Annotated in this window: 18 protein-coding genes and 2 pseudogenes; 13 read left to right on the forward strand and 7 right to left on the reverse strand. The window is 33.9% G+C overall.

What is annotated here, in order from left to right:
- The first annotated feature begins 10 nt into the window (after window positions 1–10).
- The 8 genes from modF (at window position 11) to amtB (ending at window position 9,393) form a co-directional block, all read left to right on the forward strand.
- Window positions 11–1,474 carry a molybdate ABC transporter ATP-binding protein ModF gene (modF, locus tag H3T83_RS02440; RefSeq protein ID WP_198214977.1) on the forward strand — a complete coding sequence of 488 codons (1,464 nt, stop codon included), beginning with the start codon at window positions 11–13 and terminating at the stop codon, window positions 1,472–1,474.
- A 393-nt stretch (window positions 1,475–1,867) separates the two neighbouring features.
- Window positions 1,868–3,871 (forward strand): excinuclease ABC subunit UvrB, encoded by a 2,004-nt coding sequence (uvrB, locus tag H3T83_RS02445; protein WP_065579298.1) that lies wholly within the window; start codon window positions 1,868–1,870, stop codon window positions 3,869–3,871.
- 24 nt (window positions 3,872–3,895) lie between these two features.
- Complete coding sequence (locus tag H3T83_RS02450) at window positions 3,896–4,246, forward strand: RidA family protein (protein ID WP_198214978.1); 351 nt, start codon at window positions 3,896–3,898, stop codon at window positions 4,244–4,246.
- A gap of 201 nt (window positions 4,247–4,447) precedes the next feature.
- Window positions 4,448–4,948, forward strand: coding sequence for a 5-(carboxyamino)imidazole ribonucleotide mutase (purE, locus tag H3T83_RS02455; protein ID WP_065579296.1), 501 nt, complete (start codon window positions 4,448–4,450; stop codon window positions 4,946–4,948).
- A gap of 7 nt (window positions 4,949–4,955) precedes the next feature.
- On the forward strand, window positions 4,956–6,020 hold the full coding sequence (purK, locus tag H3T83_RS02460) for a 5-(carboxyamino)imidazole ribonucleotide synthase (protein WP_198214998.1): 1,065 nt from the start codon (window positions 4,956–4,958) through the stop codon (window positions 6,018–6,020).
- A gap of 23 nt (window positions 6,021–6,043) precedes the next feature.
- A complete protein-coding gene (gene dgt / locus H3T83_RS02465; protein ID WP_198214979.1) occupies window positions 6,044–7,528 on the forward strand; it encodes a dGTPase in 1,485 nt (494 codons plus the stop codon).
- 225 nt (window positions 7,529–7,753) lie between these two features.
- Window positions 7,754–8,092, forward strand: coding sequence for a P-II family nitrogen regulator (glnK, locus tag H3T83_RS02470; RefSeq protein ID WP_065579294.1), 339 nt, complete (start codon window positions 7,754–7,756; stop codon window positions 8,090–8,092).
- 20 nt (window positions 8,093–8,112) lie between these two features.
- The gene (gene amtB / locus H3T83_RS02475; RefSeq protein WP_198214980.1) at window positions 8,113–9,393 is read left to right on the forward strand and encodes an ammonium transporter AmtB; all 1,281 of its coding nucleotides are present in this window, start codon (window positions 8,113–8,115) and stop codon (window positions 9,391–9,393) included.
- Between the two features lie 82 nt (window positions 9,394–9,475).
- On the opposite strand, the gene H3T83_RS02480 is transcribed toward amtB, so the two are convergent.
- Window positions 9,476–9,949, reverse strand: a complete 474-nt coding sequence (locus H3T83_RS02480; RefSeq protein WP_065613356.1) for a hypothetical protein — start codon at window positions 9,947–9,949, stop codon at window positions 9,476–9,478.
- 1,046 nt (window positions 9,950–10,995) lie between these two features.
- On the opposite strand from H3T83_RS02480, the gene dsdC reads away from it, so the two are divergent.
- Window positions 10,996–11,937, forward strand: a complete 942-nt coding sequence (gene dsdC / locus H3T83_RS02485) for a DNA-binding transcriptional regulator DsdC (RefSeq protein ID WP_065651816.1) — start codon at window positions 10,996–10,998, stop codon at window positions 11,935–11,937.
- Between the two features lie 61 nt (window positions 11,938–11,998).
- Here the strand turns inward: dsdC and H3T83_RS02490 are convergent, their stop codons facing one another.
- The 4 genes from H3T83_RS02490 to fdhD form a co-directional block, all read right to left on the reverse strand.
- Window positions 11,999–12,898, reverse strand: coding sequence for a DMT family transporter (locus H3T83_RS02490; RefSeq protein ID WP_198214981.1), 900 nt, complete (start codon window positions 12,896–12,898; stop codon window positions 11,999–12,001).
- A 175-nt stretch (window positions 12,899–13,073) separates the two neighbouring features.
- Entirely contained in the window at window positions 13,074–14,312 is a 1,239-nt protein-coding gene (locus tag H3T83_RS02495) for a nucleoside permease (protein ID WP_198214982.1), read from the reverse strand.
- A 75-nt stretch (window positions 14,313–14,387) separates the two neighbouring features.
- Window positions 14,388–15,206, reverse strand: coding sequence for a purine-nucleoside phosphorylase (locus tag H3T83_RS02500; protein ID WP_086365465.1), 819 nt, complete (start codon window positions 15,204–15,206; stop codon window positions 14,388–14,390).
- Window positions 15,207–15,590: 384 nt separating this feature from the next.
- Entirely contained in the window at window positions 15,591–16,403 is an 813-nt protein-coding gene (gene fdhD, locus H3T83_RS02505; RefSeq protein WP_198214983.1) for a formate dehydrogenase accessory sulfurtransferase FdhD, read from the reverse strand.
- A gap of 198 nt (window positions 16,404–16,601) precedes the next feature.
- Between fdhD and H3T83_RS02510 the strand changes: the two genes are divergently transcribed.
- Window positions 16,602–17,132 carry a DedA family protein gene (locus H3T83_RS02510; protein WP_086365467.1) on the forward strand — a complete coding sequence of 177 codons (531 nt, stop codon included), beginning with the start codon at window positions 16,602–16,604 and terminating at the stop codon, window positions 17,130–17,132.
- Here the strand turns inward: H3T83_RS02510 and mscM are convergent.
- Together mscM and asd are read right to left on the reverse strand one after the other, a co-directional pair.
- Complete coding sequence (gene mscM / locus H3T83_RS02515) at window positions 17,129–19,747, reverse strand: miniconductance mechanosensitive channel MscM (protein ID WP_198214984.1); 2,619 nt, start codon at window positions 19,745–19,747, stop codon at window positions 17,129–17,131. The genes H3T83_RS02510 and mscM overlap by 4 nt on opposite strands.
- Window positions 19,748–19,754: 7 nt before the next feature.
- Window positions 19,755–20,600: pseudogene (asd, locus tag H3T83_RS02520) on the reverse strand (archaetidylserine decarboxylase); the annotation flags it as partial.
- Window positions 20,601–20,810: 210 nt separating this feature from the next.
- Between asd and rhaB the strand changes: the two are divergent.
- From rhaB to H3T83_RS02535, 3 genes and pseudogenes are all read left to right on the forward strand, one after another.
- On the forward strand, window positions 20,811–22,235 hold the full coding sequence (rhaB, locus tag H3T83_RS02525; RefSeq protein ID WP_198214985.1) for a rhamnulokinase: 1,425 nt from the start codon (window positions 20,811–20,813) through the stop codon (window positions 22,233–22,235).
- A 10-nt stretch (window positions 22,236–22,245) separates the two neighbouring features.
- Window positions 22,246–23,499 carry an L-rhamnose isomerase gene (locus H3T83_RS02530; protein ID WP_110447524.1) on the forward strand — a complete coding sequence of 418 codons (1,254 nt, stop codon included), beginning with the start codon at window positions 22,246–22,248 and terminating at the stop codon, window positions 23,497–23,499.
- Window positions 23,500–23,509: 10 nt separating this feature from the next.
- Window positions 23,510–23,762 (forward strand): annotated as a pseudogene (locus H3T83_RS02535) (class II aldolase/adducin family protein); the annotation flags it as partial.

A 23,762-nucleotide genomic window follows, 5' to 3' on the forward strand; every position in this document is an offset into this window, starting at 1 on the left:
TGAGGTATTTATGTTACAAATTGAAAATACAATATATAAAATTAGTGATTTCCGCGTTTTTACTATCGAGTCTTTGACGATTAATGCTGGTGATATTGTTGCTTTTGTCGGCCGAAATGGATCGGGTAAGTCAGTATTAGCTAAAGCATTAGCTGGTGATCAAACAGTATTATCAGGGAAAGTAATTAATCATTTTAAATCTGTTGCGCATATATCCTTTGAGCACTTACAGAAAATAATCGATGATGAATGGAAACGAAATAATACCGACATGCTAAGCGATAAAGAAGATGATACTGGATTAACTACGGCTGAGATTATCCAAGAACATAATCAAAACCAAGCGCTTTGTGAAAGTTTAGCACTACAATTTGGTATAGCAGATCTTTTAAATCGTCGTTTTAAATATCTTTCCACCGGAGAAACTCGTAAAACCTTAATTTGTCGCACATTAATGAGTAAACCTGAACTATTAATTTTAGATGAGCCATTTGATGGTTTAGATGTTGCATCTCGAGCTAATTTAGCTGAAACACTCAGCCAACTATCAAAACAAAATATTACTATTGTAATGGTATTAAATCGTTTTAATGAAATCCCACCATTTGTAAAAAATATTGGTTTACTGGCTAATTGTCAACTATTGAAATTTGGACCTAAAGACACCATATTAGATGACGTAGCCATCAAGCAACTGGCAAATTTAGAACAATTATCAAACTTTACTTTACCCGAACCGGATGAAACTCCCATTCAACTACCCGATACGTTGGACCGCATTATTTTAAATAATGGTTATGTTCAATATGATGGTAAAGCAATTATTAATGGATTAAATTGGTTAGTAAAAGCTAATGAAAATTGGCAAATAGTTGGGCCAAATGGGGCAGGAAAATCGACATTATTGAGTCTAATAACGGGTGATCATCCTCAGGGATATAGTAACGATTTGACACTGTTTGGACGTAAACGAGGCTCTGGTGAAACTATATGGGACATCAAGCGTCATATTGGCTATGTAAGTAGTAGTTTTCATCTAGATTACCGAGTTAGTTTAAGTGTGGAAAATGTATTAGTATCAGGTTATTTTGATTCAATTGGCGTATATCAAACAGCTAGTGATAAACAATTAAAATTAGTTAAACAGTGGTTGCAATTATTAGATTTAACCGAATTAGCTGAGAAACCATTTCAATCACTTTCATGGGGGCAGCAACGTTTAGTCCTAATTGCTAGGGCTTTAGTTAAACACCCAACGCTACTGATTCTAGACGAACCATTACAGGGACTCGATTATTTGAATCGTGAATTGGTAAAAAATTGGATTGATAATTTAATTGATAAAGGTAATACACAATTATTGTTTGTTTCGCATCATGTAGAAGATGCGCCAAAATGCATCACTCATCGATTAACTTTTGTGCCTAATGAGACTGTTGGCTATCAATATAAAATAGAAGGTATTAAAAAATAGTTTAGATAAAAGCTATTAAATTAAGTTTTAAAAATAGGAATAATCAATAAAAAAAGTTTTTTAAATAGCTCAAAATTTAGTCAAAATTTGGAAAAAAGTTTATATTGATTATACTTAGCAAGTTATCCCCTATGCCTGTGGATAAGTCTGTGAATAGTTGATTGAAAAGTGTGTTAACCTCAATGTTTATCAGGTTTTTATTTGATTTGATTACAACTTAATCATGATTTTGAATATTTATATATATCAATTGGTTATCATAAATCAAGGGTTGTTTGTTAAGGCGGCTTTACATTCTTTTAGCTTAACTGAACAAAAAATATAACATTTCTAAAGGTCAAGTGTTTTTTGGGGATAATTTTTATTAATAGGTAAAATTTTAGGTTGCGAGTAATGAGAAAATTTAAATTATGTTCTGATTTTAAACCTGCTGGCGATCAGCCAGCGGCAATTGATCGGATAAATCAAAATCTTGATGATGGGATTGCGCATCAAACATTATTAGGTGTTACAGGTTCAGGTAAAACATTTACTATGGCCAATGTCATTGCCAAGCATAATCGTCCAACTATTATTTTAGCACCTAATAAAACTTTGGCGGCGCAGTTATATGGTGAAATGAAAGCATTCTTTCCAGATAATGCAGTTGAATATTTTGTGTCTTATTATGATTATTATCAACCAGAATCATATGTGCCTTCTACAGACACATTTATTGAGAAAGATGCCTCAATTAACGAGCATATCGAGCAAATGCGTTTATCGGCTACTAAATCGTTATTAGAACGCCGTGATGTAGTGATTGTGGCTTCAGTGTCTGCTATATATGGATTAGGCGCGCCTGAAACTTATATGTCCATGATTTTACATTTGGCAAGAGGTACCATCACTGATCAGCGTTCAATCTTAACGCGTTTAGCTGAATTACAATATACCCGTAATGAAATTGGTTTTAGTCGTGGTACGTTTCGGGTACGAGGTGATGTTATTGATATATTTCCTGCTGATTCTGATGAACTAGCTGTACGTGTTGAGCTTTTTGATGATGAAGTTGAACGGATAGTTATGTTTGATCCATTAACTGGCAATGCGATTAATGAAGTACCTCGTATTACTATTTATCCCAAAACGCACTATGTAACCCCAAGAAATATTATGGATAATGCGATTGCTGAAATTAAGCAAGAGCTTCAAGAACGCCAAAAAGTTTTGTTGGATAATAATCGACTTTTAGAAGAACAACGATTAACTCAGCGGACTCTATTTGATATAGAGATGATGACTGAACTTGGTTACTGTTCTGGAATCGAAAATTATTCCCGATATTTAGCTCAACGTAAAGCAGGAGATCCACCCGCAACATTATTTGATTATTTGCCGGCTGACGGCTTATTATTTATTGATGAATCTCATGTGGCAATTCCGCAATTGGGGGCGATGTATAATGGTGATAGATCACGGAAACTTAATTTAGTTGAATACGGTTTTCGTTTACCATCAGCATTAGATAATCGACCGCTAAAATTTTCAGAATTTGAAAACATAATGCCACAAACAATTTATGTTTCAGCAACACCAGCTAAATATGAAATTGAAAAATCGAGTGGAGAAATTATCGAGCAGGTTGTTAGACCTACAGGTTTATTAGATCCGATTATTGAAGTTAGACCGGTTGCTACTCAAGTTGATGATCTATTATCTGAAATTAAAGTGAGAATAAATCAAGATGAGCGAGTATTAGTCACTACTTTAACTAAACGTATGGCTGAAAACTTAACTGATTATTTATCTGAACATAATGTTAATGTTAAATATTTGCATTCGGATATTAATACCGTTGAAAGAATGGAAATTATTCGCGATCTTCGTCTCGGTAAGGTTGATGTGTTAGTCGGTATCAACTTATTACGAGAAGGATTAGATATCCCTGAAGTATCATTAATTGCAATTTTAGATGCTGATCGCGAAGGCTTTTTGCGTTCAGAAAGTTCATTAATCCAAACGGTTGGTCGTGCGGCTCGAAACGTGAATGGTAAAGCGATTTTATACGCCGACAAAATCACACCTGCTATGCAGAAAACGATCGACGAAACAGCGCGCCGTCGTAAAAAACAGGAAGATTTTAATGAAGCTCATGGTATTACGCCAAAATCAGTACGTAAAGAAATTAAGGATGTTTTAGATGCTGGTTTAAGCACGAAAAAAGCTACGGCTAAAGTACAAGCTTTTGAACCTGGTGGACAGTATAATTATGTTTCGGTCAAAGAAGTTCAAGCAAGAGTCAAAGAACTTGAAGCCATGATGTATGAAGCTGCCCAAAATCTAGAATTTGAAAAAGCAGGTGTTTTACGTGATGAGATCAAAAAATTACGATCTGATTTCATCAAAGTATCTTAATAAAAAGTTTTTAAGGAAAATATAATGACAATTACTCGTATAGATCCCGAAGATAGATGGTCGGAAGCGGTGATCCATAATAATGTGATCTATTATACAAGTGTGCCAACAGATTTACGTGATGATGCTTATACGCAAACCCAAAGTGCCTTAGCTGAAATAGATAAAATTTTAGCAAGAGCAAATAGTGATAAAATTCGCATTTTAGATGCGACCCTTTTTTTGGTAAATAAAAGTGATTTTCCAGCCATGAACAAAGCGTGGGATGAATGGGTAGCAAAAGGGAAAGCTCCAGTTCGTTGTACTGTTCAGGCAGGATTAATGAAAAAAGAGTATTTGGTTGAAATTAAAATCGTTGCAGCCGTTAATCCATAAATTTATATGATTATCCGCCATATATTGGCGGATTTAATAACGTTATATTATGAGATTAATTTTTTTATTTATGCATTAGCTTAAATTGTTCGAATATTCAGTTTAACTTATTGATAAGAAGTCATACTTCTTACTATCCCATTTACCGAATTTTAGTGTATACTTTCGACACTTAATATTTACATCTCCTTATAATCATCTATGCATACTCAACCAAAAATTGCCATTGTAATGGGGTCGAAAAGTGATTGGGCTACTATGCAGCATGCTGCTGATATTTTAGATACTTTAGCCATTACTTATCATGTTGAAATTGTTTCTGCTCACCGTACTCCAGATAAATTATTCGAATTTGCTGAACATGCTAAAACAAAAGGTTTTGATGTCATCATAGCTGGTGCTGGTGGTGCAGCTCATCTACCTGGTATGTTAGCGGCAAAAACCTTAGTTCCTGTTTTAGGTGTGCCAGTTCAAAGTGCTGCATTAAGTGGTGTGGATAGTCTTTATTCTATCGTGCAAATGCCAAAAGGCATTCCTGTAGGAACTTTAGCTATTGGTAAAGCTGGAGCCGCAAATGCAGCCTTATTAGCTGCGCAAATTCTAGCATTACATAACCAAGAAATTTATCAACGTTTATCGAATTGGCGATTAAGTCAAACTGATGAAGTTTTAAATAATCCTGATCCGAGAGTAGCGATATAATATGACAATTCGATCTGTTTGTGTGTTAGGAAATGGGCAGTTAGGGCGTATGCTTCGACAGGCAGGTGAACCATTAGGTATTCATGTTTATCCGGTAGGACTAGATGTTGAACCTGCATCGATCCCTTATCAAGATTCTGTTATTACTGCTGAAATTGAACGTTGGCCTGAAACGCAATTTACGCAAATTTTAGCTAGTCATCCTCAGTTTGTTAATCGAGATGTATTTCCTATTATTGCGGACCGTTTAACTCAAAAACAGTTACTTGATGAACTGAATTTACCAACAGCTAAATGGTTTGCTGTTAATAATCAGCATGATTGGCCGAATTTTTTTGAAAACTTAGGTGATTTACTAATTGTTAAGCGTCGAACCGGTGGTTATGATGGGCGTGGGCAATGGCGACTTTCTATAGATGATGACATCACTGTACCGAATGATATTTATAAAAATGCTATTGTTGAACAAGCGATTCCTTTTGAAAAAGAGGTGTCGCTGGTTGGGGCTCGAAATGCAAAAGGGGAAACAGTTTTTTATCCTTTGACTAATAATTTGCATCAAGATGGTATATTAAAAATGAGTGTTGCTATCCCATGTGAAAATGAAACATTACAGGCAAGCGCTGAGCAGATGCTAGCAAAGATTATGCATAAGCTTAATTATATCGGCGTTATGGCAATGGAATGTTTTGTCATTGGTGATAGCTTATTAATTAACGAATTGGCTCCAAGGGTACATAATAGTGGTCATTGGACGCAAAACGGTGCTTCTATTAGTCAGTTTGAATTACATTTACGGGCTATTTTAGATTTACCGTTACCTAAGCCAGATGTTTTTTGTCCATCAGTGATGGTGAATTTAATTGGTACCGAATTCAACATTAATTGGTTAGCGGTAGATTTAGTTCATTTGCATTGGTATGAAAAAGAAGTAAGAGTAGGGCGTAAAGTTGGCCATATCAATTTAAGCCATCAACATCGTCAAAAATTGATCGACGCTTTAAATCAACTTGCTTCTATGCTACCAGCAGAATATGGTTCACCAATCGAGTGGGCAAAACAGAAATTATAGCTGATTGAACCTCAGGTTGCGATATGATCGATTTTAATAAAAAAATTAATTATCAACGATATGCCAGTAAACAACGTCAAGCGTCGGATGAATATTCTGTCTTGCGCTTTTTTGAAAGTGATCGGGGTCGCATTCTTAATTCAGCAGCTATACGGCGTTTACAGCAAAAAACACAAGTATTTCCTTTAGAGCGTAATTCTGTTGTGCGAACTCGGCTTACTCATTCAATGGAAGTACAACAAGTTGGTCGTTATATCGTCAAGGAGATTGTCAATCGTCTTAGTCTCTCTGGAAAGTTAAAGACGTTTGGCTTAGATAAATCCGTCATGTCGGTAGAAAGCTTAGTTGAAATGGCTTGTTTAATGCATGATATTGGTAATCCACCATTCGGCCATTTTGGTGAAGCAGCAATCAATCAGTGGTTTAGTGCGCGTTTGGGAATTGATAATGATTCAATCTATCCAATACTTAATATCAATGAGAACGAAGAGCAATCACTCAAATCATTAAAATTAAAAATTCGCCAAGATCTTGCAAACTTTGAAGGTAATGCTCAAGCAATTCGATTGGTGCATACAATTCTTCGACTTAACTTAACTTATTCACAAATCGCTTCAATTCTAAAATATTCCAAACCTGCTTATTGGTCTAATGATATTCCAGATGAATTCAGCTATTTGATGAAAAAACCTGGATACTATCTGTCTGAAGAATCTTTTGTTAATGAATTATCACAGCAACTGGATATCCAACCATTTCATCGCTATCCACTTACTTATATTATGGAAGCGGCGGATGATATTTCTTATTGTATTGCTGATCTAGAAGATGCTGTAGAAAAGAAAATTTTAACTGTGCAACAGCTTTACCACTATTTAAAAGATGCATGGGGCCCAGTTAAAAAAGGTGATTTATTTGATGAAGTTGTTAATAAACCTTATGACAATTTGAAAAAAAATGAATTTGAAGCGATAGGTATTGACCAATTCTTTATGTATTTACGGGTAAATACTATTGCTAAATTGGTACCTCATGCAGCTGAACGATTCATTGAAAATATAGAAACAATCTATCATGGTTCATTTAATCACGCTTTACTTGAAGATCATGAAGCTGAATATAAATTACTGAATATATTTAAAACAGTTGGATTTGAACATATCTTTAATCATGAGATGGTTGAAAATATTGAATTACAAGGTTATCGAATAATCACGGGTTTATTGGATATTTATAGTCCACTGCTAAATATGTCAACAGATGATTTTATTAACTTAGCCAAAACAAGTAATCATAAAAACTATCCTATCGAAACACGGTTGTATCATAAATTATCGGCAAAACATTGTGTTGCTTATCAACAAGCTATTGCATTATTGGACAAAGGGCATTGTAGCTTTAAATGTTGGGAATTTTATTATCGTTGCCGGTTAATTCAAGACTATATTAGTGGTATGACTGATCATTTTGCTTATGACGAATATCGCAAACTAATGGTAACATTCTGATTATTAATATCTATCGGCACCAAAAATAGGCATAAGCACCAAATTGGTGCGCTAGAAAGCCTATTTTTGTCTTTAAAAACCCCTTTCCTCAAAATTTTTTACATAATAATAATCATCAACCAATTTTAAAAATAACAAATATTTCAATGGTTAATCATTCTATGCTAATTTTGGCATGCTCCTTGCATTAACTTAAATAACATTAATAGTAATAAGGAGTAATGGATGAAATTTGTCACCGTAGTTATAAAACCTTTCAAATTAGAAGAGGTCAGAGAATCACTATCCAATATTGGAATTACTGGTTTAACTGTTACTGAAGTTAAGGGATTTGGGCGACAAAAAGGTCATGCCGAGCTGTACCGTGGAGCAGAATATAATGTCAACTTTCTACCTAAAGTTAAAATTGAGCTAGCAATTAGTGATGAATTGCTTGATGAAGTAATTAGTACCATCAGTAAAGCTGCTTATACGGGAAAAATAGGGGATGGGAAAATTTTTGTTACTCCGCTAGAACATGTCGTTCGTATTCGTACTGGTGAAACTGATGAGTCAGCACTGTAATTATCAATAAGGATATCATTATGTTGAAAAAATTTATTCTTTGTTTCGGATTGGCTTTAGCTAGTCCAGTGTTTGCCGATGAAATAGTAGTTGCAGATAAAGCTGATAATGGTTTTATGATGATTTGTACCGCATTAGTTTTATTTATGTCAGTACCAGGTATTGCACTTTTTTACGGTGGCTTATTAAGATCTAAAAACGTTTTATCCATGTTATCGCAAGTATTAGTGACATTTTCGTTGATTGCTGTGTTATGGATAGCTTATGGCTACTCTTTAGCCTTTGGTGAAGGTAACTGGTTTTTTGGTAATTTTGACCATTTTTTATTGGCTAATGTCGGTATTACTGATGTTTCTGGTTCGATCTATGAAATGATCTGGATTGCATTTCAAGGTTCTTTTGCTTGCATCACTTGCTGTTTAATCTTGGGGGCCTTTGCCGAAAGAATTCGTTTTTCAGCAGTTCTTATCTTTATGGTGTTATGGTTCACTTTCTCATATATTCCGATGGCTCATATGGTTTGGGGTGGTGGAATTCTTGGTGATGAAGGCGCATTGGATTTTGCTGGTGGTACTGTGGTACATATCAATGCCGCTGTTGCTGGTTTACTCGGTGCCTATATGCTTAAAAATCGTATTGGTTACAATCGAGAACCATTAAAACCGTTTAACTTACCTTATGTTTATTTAGGTGCAGCCATATTATATATCGGTTGGTTTGGTTTCAATGCCGGATCGTCAACACATGCTGATGAAATTGCTGGTTTAGCTTTTATTAATACCGTTGCCGCAACTGCTGCCGCTGTTTTAGCGTGGTCATTTGCCGAATGGATATTACGAGGTAAACCATCATGTTTGGGCGCAGCATCAGGCGTGATTGCTGGATTAGTGGGTATCACTCCAGCAGCAGGATTTGTTGGTGTCGGTGGAGCAATGTTAATCGGTCTTATTTGTGGGGTAGCTGGAGTTTGGGGAGTTTCATCTTTAAAAAGGATTTTAAAAGTTGATGATACCTGTGATGTATTTGGTGTACATGGTGTATGTGGTATTGTTGGTTGTCTATTAACTGGGGTCTTTGCTTCTGAGTCATTAGGTGGAACAGGTTATGCCGATGGCATCACTATGACAAGTCAAGAAGGTATACAGTTAATGAGTGTTATCACTTGTGTAATTTGGACGGCAATCATTGCTTATATTGCGTATAAAATTGCTGATTTTAGTGTTGGTTTACGGGTATCTGAAGAGCATGAACGTGAAGGACTTGATATCAATAGTCATGGTGAAAGTGCATTTAATAGTTAACATTATTTAGAAGACTTAAATTAAAAATCTACAGTATGTCAATACTGTAGATTTTGTCTTATTAATTATTGTTAAGTTTTTTTTAGTCATCCCAAAGCATAATAGTATTATCTTCAGTTAAGACTAAGGGTGGAGCGAAAAGGTAATCTTTAAATCTGGTTGGTAGGGATTGAACATTGTTCAAGTTAAATTGTATTTCAGGGTAAAACTTGGCAAATTCCTTTAAACGATCATTCAGCAATTTCTTTACTCTATTTGATTCTTTGGCAATTAAGATCTCATCTTTCAACATACCAATTTGTTTTTTATGATGTTCTGATTCAAATATTTCTTGAAAAATAAAAGAAAAACCTGACTTATTATTTTGTTTATCATCATGATATTCCCTATATTCAGAATGGTGAAGTTTCAATTCCTTAATACGTAAATTAATAATTTCATCAATATGATCTGTATAATCATTTAATGTTGGGTCAAGATACGCTAAGGTTTTATGCTCAGGTATAGCATCATTGCTATGCACTAAGGTAAATAATGGTTTTTTATATGTCTTCATTCTGTAACTTCCTTTTAATTCAGGGTAAAAATAGAACAATAAATTTGACAATAAAACAGTGTTAATACTCATTATTGTCAAGGCATATCTGTTTAACTTTATGTTTACACATACAAAACAACTAAGACTGTTACTATACTGCTATTTACTACTGACTATTAAAACCAATGATTTAAGAAAAAATCATCTTGTTACGATATAAATAAGACTAACATGCTATTTAATAGCTTGTTTTAAACCTACTATTTTGCTGTGCCTCCTGTTGTCTAAATATTATTAAAATACATAGCTTTGGTTAATATTTACTATATCTATAATACATATAGTAATAACTATGTAGCTTTTATTAATTGGTTTAAGATAAATTAGAGAAATCTTAATATGCTTGTTTATTAAGTTATTAATCTATAATAATAAACTGCATGTCTTAGGATGATGATTTAGATTTGAGATATATTGATACCTCGAATGCCAATCATTGGTTGATATAAGTCCATTTTAGAAGTATCAAATCTTCTGGAAAACGTTCACTAAAAAAAGGATAGACTTTATTAAATTATCATTTCGGACTTAATTTTATGTTATTACGCTACTAAAAATATCTTTTGAAAAACAACTTATTCTTATCAAAGCAACGCTAATCATTCTTAATTTAGAATATCAATTATGATATTGAGACGATCAATAAACTTTTCAATACCTACAGATAACATTACTTCATTTGTGTCATTTTACTAAATGTACTAAATAACAAATTATATCAACCACGGTAAAGACTTTATTTTATAGATATTAAAACTTATAAAAAATATAGATTACTTTTCTCTAATGCCTTAGCTAATACTACACTTTTTACAGTAATAAATACTAGTATTTTTTGTTTTTTTTGTCTAGTATTTGACAAATGATCTATTGTTAACTTTGCATGAGCTAAATTGTTGCAACATAGACGTCACATTAACCTGATAAAAAATAGTGGCTTTCCGAACGGTAATAGATTAGATTAGTCGAATGATCTTTTATAGTGTTCTTTGGGATCACTGCAAATGAATAGTGAAGATAAAGTATCAAATAGTAGCCGTTTTATTAATCGTTATCAATTATCGAAGTTACATACGTTTGAGTCTGCCGCTCGCCATTTATCTTTTGCTTCTGCCGCTGAAGAACTCTGTATTAGTCCTAGTGCTGTGAGTCATCAAATTAATAAACTTGAAGAAGAACTCAACTTTAAATTATTTAACCGATTTCACCGAAGAATAACTTTGACCAATGATGGTAAGAATTTATTTGCTGTGGTTAAAAAATCATTAAGTATTTTAAATCAAGAAATTGTCGATATTAAAAATAAGGATGTTACCGGCGCTATCACGATCTACTCTTGTCCCTCTTTTATTCAAGAATATTTGATCCCTAAAGTATCGCAATTTACAGAATCTTATCCGCATATCAATTTGAATATGATATCAGGAAATACACCTATTAATTTCAACCAATATCCAGTTGATTTAGCAATCTATTATGATTCTTTGCATTATGATGAATTAAATTGTGAACATTTAATTAGTGAAACACTTATTCCGGTATGTACCCCTGATTATGCTAAGCAATTTAATCTACTTTGCAATATCGAAAATTTAAAAAAATGTATTTTATTACATTATAATTCAGGTGATATGCTAGATTTTAGTTTTGATGAATGGTGCACATGGGCAAATTACTTTTCGTTATCTTTTGATTTTATTAAAATGCAAAATTTGTTATTCGATCGTTCAGACCATGTCATTGCTGCTGCAATCAATAATGCAGGAATTGCCATTGGTAGAAAGCAGACTATCAAAAAATATCTTGAATCGGGTCAGCTGATAGCCCCTTTTTTAGATATGGAAGCACCATGTGCACAGCGTTATTATATTTGCCGCTCACATGAAAGATATAATCCTAAAATAGATGTTTTTGTACAATGGCTTAAAAGCCATGTACAAGAGTAATTATGATACAGACAATTAAGTGCAGTAATTTTATTACTACACTTAATACATTGCAGGATTATTATTTTTTCAGGTGTTTTAAATTAGGTAAGGCAATTGCCAACAAAATAATGATCACCCCAATCCATTGGTTTAAATATACCGATTCTCTCAAATAGAAATAAGAGCATGTTACCGCAACGGGAAGTTCTGCTGCTGATAAAATAGCACTTAATGAGATGCCAATTTTTGGAATACCTACCGAGAATAAAAAAGGTGGTAAGACAGTACCTAATAATGCCAGTAAGAAACCTAATTGGTAAATTTTATCATCAATATTTAATTCAAAGAAAAATAGTGGTGGAAAAATAATAAAGGTGACAATACAAGCTCCGGTTATCATGAGTGCACTTTTTTCTAATTTTGGTAATTCGTTACCAATATTGCTACTAGTGGTAATAAAAAGCGAATACATTAAAGCAGCTAAAAAGCCAAATAAACAACCCGTTAAATTCAACTTAATAGTTTGATTGAATATACCTGCGGCTAAACAACTACCAATGATAATTGTAATGATTGTCACTAACTGAATAGGCGTTGGTTTATTTTTAAAAATAACAAAATCAATAATTACACTTATCCATAAATATTGCATAAGCAAAATAATAGCAATAGATGCAGGAACCAATTGCACGCATTGATAATAACAAATCCCAACTAAACCGGGAAATATACCAACGGCACATACATGCCATTTTTTAGTTGAGCTTTTTTTGTGTTTATTCGTTACTTTATTTTTATTGGTAGCTTTTACTATAAAATGGATCCCCCATAGTATCAGCATACCTAAGAAACATTGAACTCCGGTCACTTGGTCAAGTGTATAACCTGATTTATAAGCGGTCTTGACAATAGAAGAGAGAACGCCGAAGCTACAAGCGCCTAAAAAAACTAATAAACCACCTAAAAATTTTTCTTTCATAACTAAATCTCATTACTTTTAAAACTATATGTGCCGTCAATTATTGGCACATAAAAATTATAACCAACAAGAAATATCTTGTGGCTTTATGTCACTATTTTTACGGTATGGGAATACTCAAAAAAACAGAGGATAAATAAGGGATGGGTTATCCCTTATTTATATTGATAAGTTATTACTTCGCAGATTCGATTTTATGTTGATCATAATTAAAGGTAAAATAAAATACTATACCTAAAACTAATGCGTAAGCAGCAAAACTTAACCATATTGAGTGCCAATCTTTTAATCCATCATGTGTATTGATATCAACCACAATACCACTAATAAATGAACCTATAATCGCACCGATACCATTAACCATGGTCATAAATAACCCTTGGGCACTAGCACGTATATTAGCATTAACTTCTTTTTCAATAAAGATGGAGCCTGAGATATTAAAGAAGTCAAATGCACAACCATATACAATCATTGATAGCATCAATAATACAAAACCAAATGGTGTTGGATCACCATAGGCAAAGAAGCCAAATCTAAGTGTCCAGGCAATTAAGCTGATCATTATGACTTTCTTTATGCCAAATTTGTTAAGAAAATACGGAATAGTCAAAATAAAAGCAACTTCAGCCATTTGCGATACAGATAATAATATCGCTGGATGTTGAACAATTATGCTGTCTTGAAATTCGGCAATTCTGCCAAAATCTTTTAAAAACGCACCACCAAAGGTATTAGTAATTTGTAATATAGCGCCTAACAACATCGAAAACAGAAAAAATATCAACATTACTGGTTTTTTAAATAACACAAATGCATCTAAACCTAAACGTGAAATCCATGATTGTTGTTGGTTTTTGGTGATTCCAATATTGGGTAATGTCGCACTATAGATAACTAAAATAATGGAAGCCCCACAAGCAATATAGAGTTGGGCATTGCTTATATCGAATTTTAGTAAACTGATGGTCCACATTGCGATAATAAAACCTACAGTTCCAAAAACACGGATTTTTGGGAATACCGTAACAGTGTCTAAATTACTTTTATCTAAACAGTGATAACTTAATGAATTAGATAATGCTATAGTTGGCATAAAAGCCATTGCATTAACCAGCATCACCCAATACAGTTGATTTGGTGTTGTTACTGAGGCTGCATAAAATAACGCAATAGCACAAATAGTATGACAAAGCATAAATAAGTATTTAGGTGGAATAAATTTATCGGCAATAATACCAATAATAAACGGCATAATTAATGCAGCAAAGCCTTTAGTACTGTAAACCAAACCAACGTCATAACCAGAAAAATTCAACGTATTGATCAAATAAATACCAAAAGTTGTTAACCAGCTTCCCCAAATAAAATATTGGAAAAACATCATGACTTGTAATCTATGTTTTATGTTCATTATTTATATCCAAAATAAAGTGAACTGCTAATATAAAATTATAAAAAATTACTTTTTAGAATTACTTATTAAAAACTAAAAACGAGCAATTGTTTTAGTAATCAATTGTAAGAAAGTTGATTTAACTCGTTCAGCGGTTTCAATAACTTCTTCATGACCTAAAGGTTGATCTAAAATGCCACAAGCCATATTGGTTAAACATGAGATTCCGATAGTTTTAATACCTGAATGATGAGCAATGATTGCTTCTGGAACGGTTGACATACCAACAGCATCAGCACCTAATACTCTAATCATTCTAATTTCTGCTGGCGTTTCATAAGTCGGACCAGTCCACCATGCATAAACACCTTGTTGTAACGTGATATTAAGTTCTTTAGCAACTTCGCTAACAGTTGCGCGTAATTGTTTATTGTATACTTCGCTTACATCAAGAAAACGTACACCTAATTCAGGATTATTCGGCCCCATTAATGGGTTATTAGCGGTTAAATTAATGTGATCTGTAATTATCATTAAATCACCCGGTTTAAAGCTGGTATTAACCGCACCACAGGCATTGGTAATGATAAGTTTTTCTACGCCAAGCATTTTCATTACCCGAACAGGGAAGGTAACTTGATCTAATGAAAATCCTTCGTAGTAATGAAAGCGCCCTTTCATGGCAACAACGGTTTTATCGCCACAGTTACCAATAACTAATTCATTAGCATGACCGACAGCAGCAGATTTGGCAAAATGAGGGATATTGTCATAAGGAATATGTACTGCATCTTCAAGAGTATCGGCAAAAGGGCCTAAACCAGATCCAAGTATAATTCCGATTGTAGGTTTTTTATCTGTTTGTTGTTGAATATAGTTTACTGCTTGTTGTATATCTGCTGTTTGATGCATGACACTATCCTTTCAAATTTAAGTATACGCTTAATTGATAACACGATTAAAAATCATTATTTAAGAAACTTTTTTACTAATGATTTAATTTTAAATTCAAGAAAATCATTATGATTACTAATCAGTTATGTAAAATTATTTATAATATCAATAACTGATAATTGATTAAAAATAGAACAATCATTTAAAAAAGAATATATAATAAAAACAAAGTTGTTCTTATTTTCGGCGTATATTATGATGATCTTCGATAAATAAAGAAAGGTGTGAAATAATATATATTGAACTAAATTTATTTTTATATGAAAAATCAATAAATTGAATGATTAATTATTTTATTGGTTATGTAAAATAATTGTTTAGTCTGAATTTATTATTGATAGCCTATTTCTCAGTGATTCGTTCACTATCGGTATAAATTACTCCTTGGGTGTTTCTAAAAAAACCAACTAAAGTTAAATTACTTTGTTTGGCTAGTTCAATTGCCATTGTCGTTGCTGCTGATACGGCAAATAGAATTTCTACACCACAACGAGCTGTTTTTTGTACCATTTCATAACTAGCTCGGCTAGAAACAAGAATTATTCCTTGTATGTTTTGCTTAGTTTCTTGTTGTATTTTTGCTCGATAACCTAACAATTTATCTAATGCAACATGTCTGCCGATATCTTCAAATCCAGCAATAAAATTACCGGTTAAATCCAACCATACAGCCGCATGCGTACAACCGGTTTGTCCTCCAACAGTTTGAACTTGCGTTAGATAATCAAGGGCATGATGAAAATCAGATAAACGAATTTTATCGTTTGATAATAGAGGCTGAGTAAATTGACAAACTTGCTCTATTTGTTCTGTACCACAAATACCACAACCAGTACGACCAGTTAAATTGCGACGCTTTTCTTTTAATTGCATAAAACGTCTTGACGATAGTTCAATATGGACTTCAATACCTTGTACTGTTTCAATAATATCAATGCCATAAATTTCACTAACTGATTCTATAATTCTTTCAGTTAATGAAAAACCAATAGCAAAATAATTGAGATCTTTCGGGGTTGCCATCATGACGACATGAGAAATACCATTATAAATTAGCGCCACTGGCTTTTCTGTGGCTACAGTATCATCTTCAGACGGCTGTAATTGACCATGTTTAAATTTATTTACATTAAAGCTTTTAATGCCCACTGTCATGGTTTATCTCGAAATAATTGTTTGACTAAATCTAGCTATCATTTTAAATATAATAACTTAGCTTAGTATCAATAAAAAGGCCAATATTTAGGTTGGTTGATTTTGTTAGATTCTACCAATGATTAGTCCAATTAGAACTATCATATATTTGTTGTGTTAAAATAAAGCCTATCTAAAATAATTATGGTTGACAACTTTATGTCATTAAATGAAATTACGCATACTATTATGCAATTTATTGAAACTCATCAAGTGTGGTCGCTGCCAATTATTTTTTTATTAGCATTTGGTGAATCATTAGCTATCATCTCTTTACTTGTTCCTGCTACAGCAATTTTATTAGGAGCCGGAGCTTTAATTGGAACTGGAGTGATTTCGTTTGTTCCTGTTTTGATTGCTGCATCATGCGGGGCTATTATTGGCGATTTAATTTCTTACTGGTTAGGCAAACATTATCATCAACAGGTGATTGCTTCATGGCCATTGAATAAATATCCAAAAATAGTGTTTCGTGCTGAACAGTTTTTTCAGCGTTATGGGACTTTTGGGGTGTTTATTGGCCGATTTTTTGGTCCTTTACGAGCAGTCGTTCCTTTGATTGCTGGCACCATGCATATGCCAGCAACAAAATTCAATATTGCCAATGTGGCTTCTGCTCCTATTTGGGCATTTGTCCTATTGGCACCAGGAGCTTTTGGGGTGCCATGGTTAGAAACAATTTTTGGCTAAACTGTGCCAATAGTGTAACTTCGGCGACCACTTTTACGACCAAGTGCCTCTAAGTTCGTTTGCAATGGCGGGAATGGTAAGGTCAAGTTATGACGTCGATAAGCATCTAAAATGAGTTTATGTATTGCACTGCGTAATTTCATTCGATGTCCCATTTCTGCCGCAAATACCCGTAATTCAAACAGTTGGATTCCTTCTTGAATATCAACTAAAAAGACTTGTGGTTCTGGATCGTTAAGTACAAATTCACATTCTTCAGAAGCTTGTTGTAAAAGCTTCATAACCAGTTCACTATCTGCATCAATGGTTGCTGGTATGGTTAATACTATACGAGTGATTGAATCGGATAATGACCAATTGACTAATTGTTCGGTGATAAACGCCTTATTCGGCATGACAATTTCTTTACGATCCCAATCGACTATAGTAATAGCTCGTGTACTAATTTTAGTGATATTACCAGTTAAATCTCGAATCGTAACGGTATCACCAATCCTTACCGGTTTTTCAAACAAAATAATTAAACCGGAAATAAAATTAGCAAAGATCTCTTGTAGACCAAAACCTAAACCAACACCAAGTGCAGCAATTAACCACTGAATTTTAGCCCAATCTATACCAATGAATGAAAAAGCAATCATACAACCTATCATCAAAATAATGTACTTTGATACTGTGGTAATCGCATATCCAGTGCCAGGAGCTAAATCTAAATGCTGTAAAATGCCTAACTCAAGTAAGGCAGGTAGATTTTTAACTAATTGAACAGTAATGGTCATGACTAAAATAGCGATACATACCGCACCAAGAGTGATATGTTGTTCAATCTCAGTGCCATTGATAATAGTACTTGTACCCCAAAGCTTTATATTATTCATAAAGGCAAAAGCCGAATGAAGTTCCGACCAAAGTAAGATCATACTGATTAATGCTATAAGCATAATAATTGATCTGACTAATTGTAATGATTGAGCACTAATTGCATCTAAATCAATAATAGGTTCATCGACATTATCATTGATTGCAGTTATATCTTCTTCGATGCCTTTGGCGCGTTGCATTCGTTCTAATCGGCGCTGTTTAGTCCGTTCGAATTCAATACGACGTTTTTGTATCCACATCCAACGACGAATCATAAAATAAATAACTAATAAGCCAAACCAGATTATGACTGAGGCTTCTAATCTGCCCAGTAAAACTTCTGCTGTCGACAAATAACCTAAACAAGCAGCAATGATGGCTAGCCAAGGTGCACTTAATAGCATAAACCACAAAATATGACTTAATAAGTTATCCCCTGAACCTTTTTTATCAATATAAAGAGGGACGCCAGCTCTATGAATTGAATTAGTCATAAATACTAAAGCAAAACAGAGAATAATAAAGGCTATACGACCAATAGTTGCAGCAAATTGGCGATTACTAAACTGATCAAAACTCATCACAATGACAACTAATGGGATCACGACCCAAACAGATAGTTGATAGTATTTCATTGCGTGACGAACATTTTGTTTTGCCCAACCAAAGTGAGTGATAAACAATCCATTTGGGGAAGCAAAGTGTGCCGTAATAATGAATACCCACAAAATAGGTGCTGCGGCATTGACACCATAGCCTAAAGCAACTGCAACAGGGTAATCCCAATTAATTTGTAGTGCATAACCTAATGCGGCCCATAAAATAGGTACAGGTAATGCCATTATCAATGAAAAAATAATTACTTTTAAAGTCAGAGAATAACTATCTTGGGTGACTTTACCGACTCGAGTAGCTGATTTATTTAAAAATGTGTTGTATTTGCCACGCATTTTAAAATGCACATATACAAACATTATTGATAATACTAAAAAGAATAGTGGTTTTGGTGCGCTAAGCACTTCTAAACTAGCATTGTAGAGTTGTGATAGTGTATCAATTGAAACGGTGACATAAACCACATCTTTGGCTAAGTCTAAAGGAAAACTAAGTGAAATAGGGTTAACATCAGCAACCCAAAAGAAGTAACGATGCGCCGCATCATTAACTTCATCAATGGCATTGGTTAATTGTTTATTGGAAATTTTTAATTTAGTTAATTCAAGAATCGTGGTATCAGTTCCTGAAATTAATGTTTTAAGTAGTTCACTTTGTTCGCGTAACAATCGTCGATATTGACTAGCTGATTTAAGATTACTGAGAGCAACGCTTAGTGTTGGATAATTTTCTAAGCCATTTAAGGTATTTGAATAATTAAGTTGTTGTACTTTCGCCTCAGCGATTTCTGCATCAAGTGGTTGTGACTTAGGTTTTTCTGGTAATCGCAATAGTTGTTGGCGCAAAGTTTCACCTAACGCCGTTGAAAAACTTAGCCATTCACCTTGTTCTGCAAGGGTTGCAAGGGTATTTTGAACATGTGAAATTTGGGTATTAATATTATTTTGTTCATTAATAATGCTGGTTAAATGTGTTTTTTGGTACTCCATATTCTGACGAAGATCTTCATTCTTTTCATCGAGTTTAGTAATCACTTCTGCAAGTTGATCTTCATTATCAATAACTGGTATTGATTCTTCAGCTACAGCAAAGCATGAAATAGCCAGTAATATCCAACACAAAAAACCACGCATTAACATAACGTTAGATCCTTTCGGCTAGTTTTTGACCTACACGGGTGATATCTCCATGTTTTAAATGGCTATCAAATTCAACTGCGTTGGAGGCAAATAAGGTGATGACGGTTGAACCTAATTTAAAACATCCCATATCTTGACCTTTTGTTAACTTAACCTCACCAGCATATGTCCAACGTTTCATTACACCATCACGAGGAGGAGTAATTATACCTTCCCAATTTAATTCAATACTACCAACGATAGTCGCGCCTACCATAATTTGAGCCATTGGTCCAAATTCGGTTTCAAATAAACAAATTACTCGTTCATTTCGGGCAAAAATATTTGGAATACTTTCAGTTGTAGCTTGGTTAACTGAAAATAGAGAGCCTGGTACATAAATCATTTCACGTAATATACCATCACAAGGCATATGAAAACGATGATAGTTTTTAGGTGATAAATATGTGGTAGCAAAAGAGCCATTTTTAAAAAATTTTATCATATCCGGATGACAAGCAAGCAGAGATTCTAATGAGTAAAAATGGCCTTTAGCTTGTAACAATAAATTATCTTGAATACTACCGAATTGACTAATTACACCATCTGCCGGCATGACAATTGAACTTTCTGAAGGATCAATAGGTCTCGCATCTTCATTGAGTTCACGAGCAAAAAAGTCATTAAATGTTGGATAATCTTTAGCATCAGTTAACTTCGCTTCACTTAGATCAATTTTGTATAGCTTACAAAAGCCAATAATCATCCATGTGGTGACTTTCCCTAAACGTTTATTAGCTAACCAACCAAATATAACGGTTAATAACTGTTTAGGTAAAAGATACTGAATTATTGCTTTTAATTGATTTAACATAAATAGCTCTCAATTTATTTACTAAATGAACCATTATATCAACATTTATTATGAAAGTATAAAAACCCCACCTTTGTTCTTATTTTGTGGTACAGATCACAAGCATTTTAAAAATTTTGCCAAACTTATTCAACAATGGCCATCGATTAAAAGTGTAAATCAAAATAGTTCACTAGACTGTCTTCATTAGTAAAAGTGAGGGTAGTTATAATGGCAAATAGATATATTGCTGCAATCGATCTAGGCGCATCAAGTGGCAGAGTCATGTTGTCGAGTTATCGATCTCAAACAGGAAAATTAACACTAACTGAGATACATCGATTTAGTAATGGATATAAAAGTGATGGTAAAAATTTTTGTTGGGATTTGACGTACTTAGAACAAGAAATCATAACCGGATTAAACAAAATTATCCAACAAGATATCAAACTCGATAGTATCGGTATTGATACATGGGGGGTTGATTATGTGTTGCTTGATAAACAAGGTCAAATTGTCGGCCCTACTTACTCTTATCGAGATCATCGTACTGACAACATTATGTCAAAAGTACAAGATGACATTGGTCTAGAAAATATTTATCAAAAAACTGGAATTCAGTTTTTAACCTTTAACACACTTTATCAACTTAGGGCAATGATGCTTGAATCACCAGAATGGTTATCACGAGTAACCGATTTTGTCATGATTCCTGATTATCTGATTTACCGATTAACCGGTGTATTAAATCGAGAATACACCAATGCAACCACCACACAACTTGTCAATGTGACGACTCAAGATTGGGATAAAGATTTACTTGATTATCTTGGTATACCACGTAAATGGTTTGGTGATATCAGTAAGCCTGGAAATCAAGTTGGATATTGGCAAAGTGCCAAGGGTGATCATATCCCTGTAATTGCAGTCGCAAGTCATGATACTGCTAGTGCGGTTATTGCTGCACCAATCATCAATTTACATAGTGCTTATTTATGTTCGGGTACTTGGTCATTAATGGGATTGGAATCAAAACAACCACTGATAAGCAAACAAGCATTAAAAGCCAATATTACCAATGAAGGTGGTGTAGATGGTAATTATCGAGTATTAAAAAACATCATGGGATTATGGTTATTTCAACGGGTTTGTGCTGAAAATAATGTTAAAGATATTATTGAGTTAATCGCATCGGCAAAACAAGAACAACCTTTTACGTTTCTTATAAATCCCAATGATCCACGGTTTTTAAATCCGGACTCCATGACAGAAACCATTAAACAGGTTTGTTTAGAAAACAGTGGTCAAATTCCTGAAAACCTTCCTCAATTAGTCAGATGTATTTTTGACAGTCTAGCTCATTTATATCGAGATGTATTACACGAATTATCGACACTGAGTGGTAATCCTATTAAGACATTACACATTGTCGGTGGAGGTTGTCAAAATGCTTTTTTAAACCAGTTATGTGCTGACTTATGCAATGTTAATGTCACCGCTGGACCTATTGAATCTTCGGCATTAGGAAATGTTGGCTATCAGTTAATTTCATTAGGTGAAATTGCGGATATTGATGCATTAAGACAGTTAATTTCACAGAATTTTGACACCAAATTTTATCAACCAAATTGTATTGAAAATTTTTATATTAATTAAGGAGTGCTACATGAACACTATTGAAAATGCTTATCAGATCGCTAAAGCAAGATTTGCTGAAATTGGGGTAGATACAGATGCTGCAATAGCAGCAATGGCAAAATTACCGATTTCAGTTCATTGCTGGCAAGGGGATGATGTTGGTGGTTTTGAAAAGCAAGAAGGTGAATTAACTGGTGGTATTCAAGCAACTGGTAATTATCCTGGTAAGGCTCGTACAGCTGATGAATTAAGAGCAGATTTAGATAAAGCCTTTAGCCTTATACCAGGCCCTAAACGACTAAATCTACATGCTTCTTATTTAGAATCAGATCAAAAAGTCGATCGTAATGAAGTTAAACCGGAACACTTTGCCAATTGGGTCAAATGGGCTAAAAAACATCAAATCGGTTTAGATTTTAATCCAACTTATTTTTCACATCCTTTAAGTAATGAAGGCACTTTAACCCATGTTAATCCAGAAATTCGTCAATTTTGGATAGAACACGGCAAAGCATGTCGTAAAGTATCAGAATATTTTGGTAAAGAATTAGGTACACCTTCTGTTATGAATATCTGGCTACCTGATGGTATGAAAGATATTACTGTCGACAAATTTAGTCCTAGACAACATTTAGTTGAATCATTGGATGAAATTATTCGTGAAAAAATTGACCCAAAATATCATATTGATGCGGTTGAAAGTAAATTGTTTGGTATTGGTCTCGAATCTTATACCGCTGGTTCAAATGAATTTTATCTAGCTTATGCGACATCACGTAAAACTGCATTATGTCTAGACGCAGGGCATTTCCATCCAACGGAAGTGATTTCCGACAAAATTTCTGCAGTTATGCCGTTTGTTGAACATCTATTACTTCATGTCAGCCGCCCTGTTCGTTGGGATAGTGATCACGTGGTGCTTTTTGATGATGAAACACAAAATATTGCAAGTGAAATCATTCGAAACAAACTATTTGACCGTGTGCATATTGGTCTAGATTTCTTTGACGCTTCTATTAACCGTATTGCAGCATGGGTAATTGGTACTCGTAATATGAAAAAATGCTTATTAAAAGCATTATTAGAACCAACAGAAAGATTAAAAAAATATGAGCATGATCGTGATTTTACCTCACGGCTAGCATTACTAGAAGAACAAAAATCATTACCATGGCAAGCAGTTTGGGATCAGTACTGTTTATTAAATGAAGTTCCAGTTGGTGGTCAATGGCTAGATGAGGTTCGTCAATATGAAACAACTGTCTTAACTAAACGATCTTAAGGAACATAAAATGCAACAGATTCTTTCTTCTTGGTTTGTAAAAGGAATGATCAAAGCCACTTACGATATGTGGCTTAAAGGCTGGGATGAGCGTAATGGTGGTAATGTCAGTTTAAGATTACTTGAAAGTGATGTGATCTCTTTTCAAAATGATTTTTATGAAAAACCACGTCATGTACTGATGAATCCCCTAATGATTTTGGTAAAAATCATTAAGTTAAGGTGGATACACATCTTGTCATATGATCAAATGGTTTCGCGAA

Source organism: Gilliamella sp. M0320, assembly GCF_016101635.1.
GTDB lineage: Bacteria > Pseudomonadota > Gammaproteobacteria > Enterobacterales > Orbaceae > Gilliamella > Gilliamella apis.

Coding starts and splice junctions, on each gene's coding strand:
- modF (WP_198214977.1), top strand. CDS start 11: ATGTTACAAATTGAAAATACAATATATAAAATTAGTGATTTCCGCGTT.
- uvrB (WP_065579298.1), top strand. CDS start 1,868: ATGAGAAAATTTAAATTATGTTCTGATTTTAAACCTGCTGGCGATCAG.
- H3T83_RS02450 (WP_198214978.1), top strand. CDS start 3,896: ATGACAATTACTCGTATAGATCCCGAAGATAGATGGTCGGAAGCGGTG.
- purE (WP_065579296.1), top strand. CDS start 4,448: ATGCATACTCAACCAAAAATTGCCATTGTAATGGGGTCGAAAAGTGAT.
- dgt (WP_198214979.1), top strand. CDS start 6,044: ATGATCGATTTTAATAAAAAAATTAATTATCAACGATATGCCAGTAAA.
- glnK (WP_065579294.1), top strand. CDS start 7,754: ATGAAATTTGTCACCGTAGTTATAAAACCTTTCAAATTAGAAGAGGTC.
- amtB (WP_198214980.1), top strand. CDS start 8,113: ATGTTGAAAAAATTTATTCTTTGTTTCGGATTGGCTTTAGCTAGTCCA.
- H3T83_RS02480 (WP_065613356.1), bottom strand. CDS start 9,949: ATGAAGACATATAAAAAACCATTATTTACCTTAGTGCATAGCAATGAT.
- dsdC (WP_065651816.1), top strand. CDS start 10,996: ATGAATAGTGAAGATAAAGTATCAAATAGTAGCCGTTTTATTAATCGT.
- H3T83_RS02490 (WP_198214981.1), bottom strand. CDS start 12,898: ATGAAAGAAAAATTTTTAGGTGGTTTATTAGTTTTTTTAGGCGCTTGT.
- H3T83_RS02495 (WP_198214982.1), bottom strand. CDS start 14,312: ATGAACATAAAACATAGATTACAAGTCATGATGTTTTTCCAATATTTT.
- H3T83_RS02500 (WP_086365465.1), bottom strand. CDS start 15,206: ATGCATCAAACAGCAGATATACAACAAGCAGTAAACTATATTCAACAA.
- fdhD (WP_198214983.1), bottom strand. CDS start 16,403: ATGACAGTGGGCATTAAAAGCTTTAATGTAAATAAATTTAAACATGGT.
- H3T83_RS02510 (WP_086365467.1), top strand. CDS start 16,602: ATGTCATTAAATGAAATTACGCATACTATTATGCAATTTATTGAAACT.
- mscM (WP_198214984.1), bottom strand. CDS start 19,747: ATGTTAATGCGTGGTTTTTTGTGTTGGATATTACTGGCTATTTCATGC.
- rhaB (WP_198214985.1), top strand. CDS start 20,811: ATGGCAAATAGATATATTGCTGCAATCGATCTAGGCGCATCAAGTGGC.
- H3T83_RS02530 (WP_110447524.1), top strand. CDS start 22,246: ATGAACACTATTGAAAATGCTTATCAGATCGCTAAAGCAAGATTTGCT.